Annotated in this window: 10 protein-coding genes and 1 riboswitch; of the genes, 3 read left to right on the top strand and 7 right to left on the bottom strand. The window is 62.8% G+C overall.

Annotated features, from left to right (window positions below):
• Nucleotides 1-97 precede the first annotated feature (97 nt).
• The 3 genes from DV532_RS04045 to DV532_RS04035 form a co-directional block, all read right to left on the bottom strand.
• Nucleotides 98-1,462 (bottom strand): DUF1329 domain-containing protein, encoded by a 1,365-nt coding sequence (locus DV532_RS04045; protein WP_056795595.1) that lies wholly within the window; start codon nucleotides 1,460-1,462, stop codon nucleotides 98-100.
• 25 nt (nucleotides 1,463-1,487) lie between these two features.
• On the bottom strand, nucleotides 1,488-3,374 hold the full coding sequence (locus DV532_RS04040) for a DUF1302 domain-containing protein (protein WP_056795593.1): 1,887 nt from the start codon (nucleotides 3,372-3,374) through the stop codon (nucleotides 1,488-1,490).
• Between the two features lie 332 nt (nucleotides 3,375-3,706).
• A complete protein-coding gene (locus DV532_RS04035; RefSeq protein ID WP_056795591.1) occupies nucleotides 3,707-5,389 on the bottom strand; it encodes a fatty acid--CoA ligase in 1,683 nt (560 codons plus the stop codon).
• A 306-nt stretch (nucleotides 5,390-5,695) separates the two neighbouring features.
• Between DV532_RS04035 and DV532_RS04025 the strand changes: the two genes are divergently transcribed.
• The 3 genes from DV532_RS04025 to DV532_RS04015 all read left to right on the top strand — a co-directional run bounded on the left by DV532_RS04025 (nucleotide 5,696) and on the right by DV532_RS04015 (nucleotide 8,566).
• Entirely contained in the window at nucleotides 5,696-6,661 is a 966-nt protein-coding gene (locus tag DV532_RS04025; RefSeq protein ID WP_056795588.1) for a 2-hydroxyacid dehydrogenase, read from the top strand.
• A 54-nt stretch (nucleotides 6,662-6,715) separates the two neighbouring features.
• Nucleotides 6,716-7,714, top strand: coding sequence for a class I SAM-dependent methyltransferase (locus DV532_RS04020; RefSeq protein WP_056795585.1), 999 nt, complete (start codon nucleotides 6,716-6,718; stop codon nucleotides 7,712-7,714).
• A gap of 39 nt (nucleotides 7,715-7,753) precedes the next feature.
• A riboswitch (yybP-ykoY riboswitch) is annotated at nucleotides 7,754-7,893 on the top strand.
• A gap of 91 nt (nucleotides 7,894-7,984) precedes the next feature.
• Nucleotides 7,985-8,566 carry a TMEM165/GDT1 family protein gene (locus DV532_RS04015; protein ID WP_177339523.1) on the top strand — a complete coding sequence of 194 codons (582 nt, stop codon included), beginning with the start codon at nucleotides 7,985-7,987 and terminating at the stop codon, nucleotides 8,564-8,566.
• A gap of 134 nt (nucleotides 8,567-8,700) precedes the next feature.
• Here the strand turns inward: DV532_RS04015 and DV532_RS04010 are convergent, their stop codons facing one another.
• The 4 genes from DV532_RS04010 to DV532_RS03995 form a co-directional block, all read right to left on the bottom strand.
• Nucleotides 8,701-9,516, bottom strand: a complete 816-nt coding sequence (locus DV532_RS04010; protein WP_056795580.1) for a M48 family metallopeptidase — start codon at nucleotides 9,514-9,516, stop codon at nucleotides 8,701-8,703.
• A 90-nt stretch (nucleotides 9,517-9,606) separates the two neighbouring features.
• Complete coding sequence (locus DV532_RS04005) at nucleotides 9,607-10,227, bottom strand: SOS response-associated peptidase (RefSeq protein ID WP_056795577.1); 621 nt, start codon at nucleotides 10,225-10,227, stop codon at nucleotides 9,607-9,609.
• Between the two features lie 15 nt (nucleotides 10,228-10,242).
• Nucleotides 10,243-10,503: a putative signal transducing protein gene (locus tag DV532_RS04000; RefSeq protein ID WP_056795574.1), complete on the bottom strand. Its 261-nt coding sequence runs from the start codon at nucleotides 10,501-10,503 to the stop codon at nucleotides 10,243-10,245.
• The gene (locus DV532_RS03995) at nucleotides 10,503-10,685 is read right to left on the bottom strand and encodes a CPXCG motif-containing cysteine-rich protein (RefSeq protein WP_056795571.1); all 183 of its coding nucleotides are present in this window, start codon (nucleotides 10,683-10,685) and stop codon (nucleotides 10,503-10,505) included. The genes DV532_RS04000 and DV532_RS03995 overlap by 1 nt, the downstream gene beginning before the upstream one ends.
• Nucleotides 10,686-10,728 lie beyond the last annotated feature (43 nt).

Below are 10,728 nucleotides of genomic sequence, written 5' to 3'. Positions count from 1 at the left end.
CTTCGCGGGCGTGCCCGCGAAGAGGCCGGTACAGAAAATGGAAACGCCCCGGCAAGCCGGGGCGTTCTGGGGTCACACGGAGTTGAACACGTTCAGCTTAGCGAATACCGGACTGACGCAGTGCCGCTGGCTGGAAGTCAGCCTTGCTGGCGCTGAAACCGAAGTCGTAGGCGCGCTTCTCTTCGTTCTTCATGCCCAAGGCCAGGTAGCGGCCCGACTGCAGGTCGTAGATGGTTTCCAGGGTGTACCACGGCACCTCCACGTTGTAGTACTGCTGGGCGTGGGCCTCGGACACGCGCCACAGCTGGCCGCGGCCGTCGTACTGGTCGATCACCGCAGCCTGCCAAGTGTCCTCGTCGATGTAGAAGTCACGCTTGGCATAAATGTGCCGCTGGCCCGGTTTGAGGGTTGCGACCACATGCCAGACACGGCGCAGCTCGTAACGGGCCAGGTCCTGGTTAATGTGCCCGGCCTTGATGATGTCGGTGTACTTGAGCTTGGGATCGTCGAGCTTGAAGGCGTTGGACGCGATGTACAGCTCCTTCTTGCCTTCCAGCTTCCAGTCATACCGGTCTGGCGCACCGTTGAACATGTCCAGGTTGTCCGAGGTGCGCAAGCCATCGGCGGCGGTGCCCGGGCCGTCGTACGACACTTGCGGCGCCTGGCGCACGCGGCGTTGGCCGGCGTTATAAATCCATGCCTTGCGCGGTTCTTTCACCTGGTCGAGGGTTTCGTGCACCAGCAGCACGGTACCCGCCAGGCGCGCGGGGGCGGTCACTTCCTGCTTGAAGTAGAACAGGATGTTGCCTGGGTTGTTCTGGTCGTAATCCTTCATCTTGTCGCGGAAGACGAACTGGTCGGAGAAGTACACCGGGTTGAAAGAGCCATTCTGTTGCGGCGTGGCCTGGGTGACCAGGCGGCTGACACTGCCCCCGCGGTAGCGGGTGATGTGGTTCCAAATCACTTCCAGGCCGCTTTGCGGGATGGGGAACGGTATGGCGGTGCGGAAGTTGTTCAGGCCGTTGCCGCCTTCGACCAGGGTGGTCTTGGTGGCGTTTTCCTTGATGGCTGCGAACACGTCGGCCGGCGCCGTGGAACCGCGATGGGTTTTGAATACCGGGATCTTGAAGGTGTCCGGGTAGCGCTTGAGCATGGCCAGCTGGCCCGGCGAAAGCTTGTCCTTGTACTGGTCGGCGTTTTGCGCGGTGATGGTGAACAGCGGCTTTTCACTGCCGTAAGGGTCGGACAGGAAGCCCTTGGCGTCGGCACTGCCGGCGCTCTTTGACAGCGGCTCCCACGGGCCAATCGAACCATCGGCGTTGCCCGCCTTTTCGGCGCCCATCGGGGTCAGGGTAGTGCCCAGTTTGGCCGCTTGGTCGGCCGATACCGCAGCCATGACGCTGGTCGCCAGCAGGGACAGGCCCAGCACACCGGCTTGCAGAAGACTTCTGGTCTTGTTCATGTCGTGTCGTCCCGGATCTGTATGCTTAGAAGTTCACGCCAAAGCTGAGCGCGACGAAGTCGCGGTCATCTACGGTGCTGTACTTGCCGTCGAAGAAGTTGGTGTACGACAGGCTTGCCGTGTAGGTGTTCTGGTACTCGGCGTCCAGGCCCAGGCTGACAGCCTTGCGGCCCTCCTCGAAGTTGGCGCCAGGGCCCGGTGAGTAACCGGAGACGTCATGCGACCAGGCTACGCTGGGTTTCAGGTTGATCCCGGCGAAGACGTCGTTGTAGTCCCAGATGACACGGCCGCGGTAACCCCAGGACGTACTGGTGGCGTAGCCGTCGTTCTCGCATTTGCGGTTCAGGTTGGCGGTGGACGCACCTGCACCGGCGCCGGCAATAGTGCTGGCGTTGAGCGCCTGGCAGGTATCGGCACCACCGGTAGAGGGCAACGGACCTGGGCCGAACACCGGGTCGCGACCGTAGCGAGTATCGTGTGCATTCTCCAGGCCGCCGATGTGGGTGACACCCAGCTCACCCACCACGGTCATGCGGCTGGCGCCCATCACCTGGTCGAAGAAGTGCGTCAGGGTGGTCTGGAACTGAGTGATCTCTTTACGGCGATAGCCGTGCAGGTCCTGCCCTGGGGTACCGGTCAGCAGCGAAGCATTGCTCAACGCGCCGCCAATCGGGCGGACACCAGAGAACAAGATATCCGTGGTGTTGAGCTGCACTGGGGCATTCGGGCGGTAGCTGACTTCGCCGCTCCACGCGGTGCCGGTGGGCAACGTGGTGGAGAAGCTCAAGCCATACAGGCGGATGTCCTCGGGGTATTCGACAAAGTACTCGGAATTACCCGCCACGATCAGTGGGGCCAAGGCGCGCAGCTGCGCAGGCAGGGCGCTCAACCCACCAAACACTGAAGGCGCGGCGCCGGTAGCACTGAAGATTGGCGCACGGCTGTGGTAATTCATGAAATAGGCGCCAAACTCGGTGTCCAGCGGCTCGAACATGTAGCGCATGGCCACGCCGAACTGGCCGCTGTCACGCGCATCGCGGTCGGCGCCACGGCGCACCAGCACCCCTTCTTCGTTGATGTTCACGCCCTGTGTAGCAAGGAACTGCTGCGCAGCACCCGGCACCGTGCGGCTGCTGTTGAGCACGCGCAGGTTGTCGGTACAGCCGTCGGCAATGATGTCTGGCTGGGAGAAGAAGGTGCCGCAGTTGTCGACGACTGTCTGGTCCCATTCGATCTGGTAGAAGGCTTCGGCCGACAAGTTGTCGGTCAGGCTCTGCGAGACATAGAACATGTTGACCGGGATCAGGCCTTCCTTGACCTCGGCCCCAGGGCGGCGGAAGGCCGCTACGTCGATGGGGTTGATCGAGTTGATACCGCCGCCGATGAAGGTACTTTCACCCCAGCTCACCACCTGCTTGCCCAGGCGCACCGAGCCTGGCTGATCGCCAATGGCATAGTTGTGATAGACGAAGGCATCGAGCATTTCGGCGCCGGACGACTTGGCGCCTTCCTTGCGGTTGGAGTCACTGATGTCCTTGAACGGGCGGCTTTCGTCCTTCAGCTCGAAGTCGTACCAGTACTTGCCACGGACGAACACACCGGTGTCGCCGTACTTGAGCTCCAGGTCATGGATACCCTTGAATATCTTGGAGAAGGTCTCGCCCTTCTTGAAGTTCAGGTGGCCATCGTCGGAGGTCTGCGACAGGCCCTTGCCGCCGTTGTTCACCCCTATCAGGTTCTGGTTGGGGTTGGCCGTCGACCAACTGGCGCCGATGGAGAGCGACGAGTCGAACTGGCCTTCGATTTCACCCATGTTGAAACTGACAGCGAAAGCAGGACTTGCGAGCGTGGAAGCAAGGCTGACAGCCAGGGGCAACTTGGCCCGGCGCCAGAACAGGTTTGCAGATTTCATCGACGCTACTCCATGTACTTTTTTTGTTATGGCAGTGAGTCCTTTCAAGAACGGCCCGAGCGACCGGTTTGCAGGCTTGCGCCCGCAGCGACACGGCTTGCGCATGTCGCCTCCCCCATTCCTGAAAAACCCCTGGCCCCGACTATAGCCAGCAAGGCACAGGCGCTTGATCCCTCTAAAGTGTGATTTGCGCTCCATGCTGCCAACGCGCTGTCTTCGCGTATCGATTGCGCGCTGGCAGTGCTCAAGGATGGCGTATTTTTGCCGTTTGGCAAGGCGCCAGCCCGTCTAGCATGCGGGTCCCGTTCTGGCGCACGGGACCCGCAGCGGGGTTACAGGGTGGACAGGAAGGCGCTGTTGCTGGCTTGCCAGTGGACGATGTCCTGGCGAATGCGTTTCTTGTCGAGTTTACCGACACTGGTCTTGGGAATTTCAGTAACAACGGCGATTTGGCTTGGAATCGCCCACTTGTTGATGTGCCCTTGCTCGACGAATGGCTTGAGGTGTTCCTTGAGTGCCTTGGCATCGATGGTTTGGCCTTCGCGCACCACCAGCAGGGCAAACGGGCGCTCGCCCCATTGCGGGTCGGCCACCCCCACCACCGCCACTTCGCGCACTGCCGGGTGGCGGCTGACCAGGTCTTCGAGGTCCAGCGAGGACACCCACTCGCCACCGGTCTTGATCACATCCTTGATCCGGTCGCGGATGTCGATGTAGCCCATGCCATCGAGGGTGGCGACGTCACCGGTGTGCAGCCAGCCTCCCTGCCACAACTCCTCGCTTTTCTCCGGTTCCTTGAAGTAGCCCATGGTAAGCCACGGTGCACGCAGCACCAGTTCGCCCTGGGTTTCGCCATCGGCGGGCAGGAAGTTGCCGTCACCATCGACGATGGCCGCCTCGACCAGCGGCACCGGCACACCGGCTTTGATGCGGTAGGTAACGCGCTCATCCTCACTGCCGGCCTGCAGTTCGTCGTTCAGGTGTGCTGCAGAAATCAGCGGGCAGGTCTCGGACATGCCATACGCTGCGGTCAGCTGGATGCCGCGTGCCAGGGCGGCCTGGTACAACGAGCGGTTGAGCGCGCTGCCGCCGATGATGATCTTCCAGCCGGCGAAGTCCTGCCCTTGGGCAGTCGGGCAGTTGAGCAGCATCTGCAGGATGGTCGGCACGCAGTGCGAGAAGGTGACCTTTTCTTCGCGCCACAGCTTGACCAGCATGTCCGGCTCGTAGCGGCCCGGGTACACCTGCTTCATGCCGAGCATGGTGGCGGCGTAGGGAATGCCCCAGGCGTGCACATGGAACATCGGCGTGATGGGCATGTACACATCGTTGCTGCCCAGCAGGCGTACGCTGTCGATGCTGCCGGTCACCGACGCCTCGGCCAGGGTGTGCAGCACCAGTTGCCGGTGGGTGAAGTACACGCCTTTGGGGTTGCCGGTGGTGCCGGTGGTGTAGAAGGTGGTGGCCACCGAGTTTTCGTCGAAGTCCGGGAAGTCGTAGCGCGGGCTGGCGGCGGCCAGCAGTTGCTCGTACTCGCCGACCAGGTTGGGCAGCTCGGCGGTCTTGTTCGGGCCGTCGGTCAGCAGCAGGGTCTTGTCGACGGTGGTCAACTGCCCGGCAATGCCTTGGTACAGGCCGACGAAGTCGCTGTTGACCAGCACCACGCGGTCTTCGGCGTGGTTCATGGTGTAGAGGATCTGCTCGGGCGACAGGCGCACATTGATGGTGTGCACCACCGCACCGATCATCGGGATGGCGAACATGCATTCCAGGTAGCGGTGGCTGTCCCAGTCCATCACCGCCACGGTGTCACCGGCCTTTACCCCGGCTGCGGTCAGCACGTTGGCCAAGCGCGCGATGCGCTCGTTGAGCTGTGGATAGGTCAACCGCAATTGGTCGCGGTAGACGATTTCGCGGGTTTTTTCATAACGGCTGCCAGACATCAGCAGGCGCTTGATCAGCAGAGGGAAGGCGTAGGCGCCCTCGGCGGGCTTGATGATGCGGGTCTGCAACATGGGTATCCCTTTTCTGAAAGCGGGCCGGACAAGTCTGGCAACTACTGTAGTTCGCCAATGTGACGGCTAAATCAGCCGAAGGAATGATTTGCTCGGCAGAGGTATGAGTGGCGGGCGTTGACGGGTGGTAACCGCGGGCTAGACACTGCGCTGAAAGCTTCAGAATTTGTACTGGAGCTAAGGGCCTGTTCGCGGGCAAGCCCGCTCCTACAGGGACAGCAATGGTTTCCAGAGTGGTGGAGACCTGTGGGGGTTTGCCCGCGAATGGCCACGACAGCGAAATCTCGCCCTGCACCGGAGAACTTCATGCCCAGCCCGCGTCGCGCCGTGTTTCTCGATCACCAGTCCCTGGACCTTGGCGACCTCGACCTCTCGCCCCTGAAGCAGCAGTTCGATGAGTTCGAATTGTTCGCCGCCACCGGCCCGGACCAGGTCGCCGAACGCCTGCAGGGCGCAGTGGCAGTCGTCAGCAACAAGGTCCTGCTCGACGCCGCGACCCTGGCCGCCAACCCGCAACTGAAGCTGATCCTGGTGGCCGCCACCGGCACCAACAATGTCGACCTGGTGGCGGCGCGCGCCCAAGGCATTACCGTGTGCAACTGCCAAGGCTATGGCACACCGTCCGTTGCCCAGCACACCGTCGCCCTGCTGCTGGCCCTCGCCACCCGGCTGTGCGATTACAACCAGGCGGTGGCCGACGGCCAATGGGCCAAGGCCAACCAGTTCTGCCTGCTGGATTTCCCGATCATCGAACTGGAGGGCAAAACCCTCGGCCTGCTCGGCCATGGCGAACTGGGTGGCGCGGTGGCGCGGCTGGCCGAAGCCTTCGGCATGCGCGTGCTCAGCGGGCAGATACCCGGTCGCCCGGAGCGGGCCGACCGCTTGCCGCTTGAAGAGCTGTTGCCGCAGGTCGACGCACTGACCCTGCACTGCCCGCTCAACGAACACACCCGGCACATGCTCGGGGCCCGCGAGCTGGCCCTGCTCAAGCCCAATGCGCTGGTGGTGAACACCGCCCGTGGCGGCCTGATCGACGAACAAGCACTGGCCGACGCCCTGCGCGGCGGCCAGCTAGGCGGCGCCGCCACCGACGTGTTGAGCGTGGAGCCGCCGGTAAATGGCAACCCGTTGCTCGAACCCGGTATCCCGCGCTTGATCATCACCCCGCACAGCGCCTGGGGCGCAGTGGAGTCGCGGCAGCGCATCGTCGGCCAACTCAGCGAGAACGCCCAGGCCTTCTTCGCCGGGCAACCCCGCCGCGTGGTCAGCTGAGCCCGAGGCCTGCCTCTGCTACACTGCGCCACTTTTTTCCAGGAGGCGTTGTCCATGGACCCGCGCAGTGAAGTGTTGCTCCGCCAGGCAGAGCTGTTCCAGGGGCCGCTGCTGATTGCCGGCGCCCCCGCCGATGACCTGCTCGGCCAGCTGCCCCAGGCCCAGGCCTGGACCTGGCATGCGGGCGATCAGGCCATGCTCGACAGCCGCTTTGCCGGCCGTAGCCATTTCGGTGTCGAGGCCCCTGACGTGGCCTTCGACGGCGCCGTGCTGTTCCTGCCCAAGTCGCGTGAACTGGCGGCCTACCTGCTCAACGCCCTGGCGTCGCGCCTGGCGGGCCGTGAGTTGTACCTGGTTGGCGAGAAACGCGGCGGCATCGAAGGTGCAGCCAAACAACTTCAGGCCTTTGGCAAACCACGCAAGCTCGACAGCGCCCGGCATTGCCAACTGTGGCAAGTGACCGTCGAACACGCCCCCGCAGGCAAACCGCTGGAAAGCCTGGCCGAACGCTTCGAGCTCGCGCTTGAAGATGGCCCGTTGCAGGTCGTCAGCCTACCTGGGGTGTTCAGCCATGGCCGTCTCGACCGCGGTACCGCCCTGTTGCTCAAGCACCTCGACGGCCTGCCGACCGGCCATGTACTGGACTTCGGTTGCGGCGCCGGGGTTTTGGGCGCCACGGTCAAACGCCGTTACCCTCAGAGCCGGCTAACGCTGCTGGACGTCGACGCCTTCGCGGCGGCAGCTAGCCGCCTGACGCTGGCTGCCAATGGCCTGGCAGGCGAGGTGATCATCGGTGACGGCATTGACGCAGCGCCCGCCGACCTGAGCGTGATTCTGAGCAACCCGCCGTTCCACACCGGGGTGCACACCCACTACCAGGCCTCGGAAACTTTGCTAAAAAAATCAGCCATTCATCTGCGAAAAGGTGGCGAAATCCGCTTGGTTGCCAACAGCTTCCTGCGCTATCGGCCGCTGATCGAAGCGGCGCTTGGCAACTGCCAAGTGCGTGAGGAAGCCGACGGCTTCCGCATCTACCAGGCAACACGCGGGTAAAATCAGCGCTTGCCGAAAGCGTTTCGGCTAGGCAGAATCCGCACCGTCCTAGGGGAGTAGTCTCCCGCGAGCACCCAGCTCGCCCGGCACGCGTCAACATACTTGGTCCACAGACCATGGCGCGTGCGACCCACCATGCCAGCCTGCATGGCGAGATCCGCATAGACGGGTCCAGGGTTTGACAAGACCTATGACACGCACACCTTACCCGGGGCGGGGAGGCTGTACGTGTCATAGCCGTGTCGACCCGCCCCCGTAGGAATCCTGATGCTGGAATCTCTGTTGGTCCCCACCGCCATCGTTGCCCTCGCCGAAATTGGCGACAAGACGCAACTGCTCGCGCTCATTCTGGCTGCTCGCTTCCGCAAGCCCTGGCCAATCATCGCCGGCATCATTGCCGCCACCCTGGCCAACCATGCTGCCGCCGGTGCCGTAGGGGCGTGGGTCGGTAGCTTCTTCAGCAATTCGGCACTGCACTGGGTGCTGGCCGCCAGCTTCACCGCCACGGCGCTGTGGACGCTGGTACCGGACAAGATGGATGACGACGAGAACCCGGCACGCCGCTTTGGGCCATTCCTGACGACGCTGATCGCGTTTTTCCTGGCAGAAATCGGTGACAAGACCCAGGTCGCCACGGTGATGCTGGCGGCGCAGTATCCGCACCTGATCATGGTTATTATCGGCACCACCTTGGGCATGCTGATTGCCAACGTGCCGGTGGTACTGGCGGGTAATTTTGCGGCGGACAAACTGCCGCTGACGCTGATTCGTCGCCTGGCGGCCACGGCGTTCTTCGTGCTGGCGATCGTGGCCGTGTACTCGGCGATGAAGGCCAGTGGCTGGGTGGGCTGAAAGCTGCAAGCTGCAAGCTGCAAGCTGCAAGCTGCAAGCTGCAAGCTGCAAGCTGCAAGCTGCAAGCTGCAAGCTGCAAGCGAAGCACATTCTGCTTTGACTTGTTGCTTGCAGCTTGAAACTTGTAGCTGCTGTTACTGCTTGGCCGCCTGATACAACGGCATCACCTTGGGAATGGCCGCCTGCAACGAAGCAATGCGGCTTTGCGACGCCGGGTGAGTGCTCATGAACTCGGGCGGCGCGCCTTCGGAAGCCTTGCTCATCTTGTTCCACAAGGTGATCGCGGCATTCGGGTCGTAGCCGGCACGCGCCGACAGCTCCAGGCCAATCAGGTCGGCTTCGTTTTCGTTGGCGCGGCTGTTGGGCAGAGTCATGGCGTAGTTCACCACGGTGTCAGCCATGGCCATGCCACCCTGGCCCAGGCCAAACAGCGCCCCGGCACCCTGGCGGGCCATTTCTACCCCGTACGCCTTGGACATCGCCTCGCGGCTGTGCTCACGCAGGGCGTGCGCAATCTCGTGGCCCACCACTGCAGCAATTTCTGCATCGGTGAGCTGGAGCTGATCGATCAGCCCGGTGTAAACGATGATCTTGCCGCCTGGGCCGCAGTTGGCATTGAGCTCGTCACTCTTGATCACGTTGACTTCCCAGTTCCATTGCGCGGCATCCGGGCGGAACTTGGGCGCCTGGGCGATCAGGCGGTTGGCGATTACCTGCACCCGCTTGGCATCGGCGCTGGACTTGTCGAGCACACCCTTGTTCGATGCCTCACCCAGGGTCTGCTGGTACGACTGGGCGTACATCTGGTTGACCTCAGCGGTCGAGAGCATGCTGAACATGTATTGCTGGCGCTCGACGCCGACAGCACCGCCGCTAGTGGTATTCACCGCCTGGCAGCCGGCTAGCAGGATGCCAGCACTCAACAGGCTGATGACAAAAGACTTACGCATGACAACACTCCCTTTCTACATGCGCCGTATCCTAGGCCTAGTCACCAGTGGGCCGCCATAGCCGCAGGGAAGATTTTCTGTGCCTGATCATCAAGCCGGGGTCAGGCACTCCGGCGCATCCAGCTTCGGGTCATTGACGAAGTTCGCCAAGGCCCGCTCACGCAGCGGTGCCGACGGGCTAGCCAGCAGCTCATGCAAGCGGGTGACCGGCGTATCCGGGTCAAGCCAGGCCGCCTGCCCCGCCTCGTCCAGTATCAGCGGCCGCCGCTGATTCATCGCCGCCTGGGTCACCACCGCGCAACTCAGCCATACCTGGTCTTGCACCGGGTAAGCCTCCCACACCGCCGCGAAGTACAGCGACGAGCCCTCCCCCGGGGTCAGCCAGTACGGGCGTTTGCGCACATTGCCGCGCCACTCGTAAAAGCCGTTGGCCGGCATTAGGCAACGGCGCTGGCGAAACGCGTCACGAAACATCGGTTGCTCGGCCAGGGTTTCGGCGCGGGCATGGGCAGGGGTGCGGGACAAGTCGGTGAGCCAGGCCGGGGTCAGCCCCCAACGCGCCTTGGCCAATTGCTGCTGGCCGTCGAGCTGGCGCTGGATCAGCACCGAAGCCCCCGGCGCGATGTTCCATTGGGCCGGCTGGCCGACGGGAAAGCCCGGCAGACTGGCAAGGGCCTGGGGCCAGCGAAACAGGGCGTAACGTCCACACATGGGCGAATTCAGAACCTAGCAGATCAAGGTACCGGGGAAACTCTCCGGTTCGTCGCCAACCAGTGGCTGGGCGTCATTGTACGCATCGATTAGCTGGCGTGCGTACTCGGCCTGCTCGTCGGCCACGGCAAGCCCCAGCAGGCCCTGCAACGGCAGCTCGCCCGCAGCACCCACCAGGTCACGGCCAACCAGGTACACCTCCACCCCTTCACTGGCGAGCATGCCCGCCAGCATTTCTGCCTCGAGCAGGCTTTCCGGCTCGTAGATGCGCTGCATCAGTCATTCTCACCGTAAACATCCAGCATCCACTCCTCACCATGAACCTGCAGCACGAAGCGGATAGGCTTGCAGCACACCTGACAGTCCTCGATGTACTCCTGATCGCCAGCGGACAGGTCCACCGTGGTTTCGACTTCTTCGCCACAATAGGGGCAATCGTAGATCGCAGTTTCCAGCATCGCGGCCTCCGGGGTGACTTATGCGTATAATTGCCGGTCTATT

The organism is Pseudomonas sp. Leaf58, assembly GCF_003627215.1.
Classification (GTDB): Bacteria; Pseudomonadota; Gammaproteobacteria; order Pseudomonadales; family Pseudomonadaceae; genus Aquipseudomonas.
The sequence above is the reverse complement of the archived record's forward strand: the minus strand, read 5'-3'. Positions and strand labels throughout refer to the sequence as shown.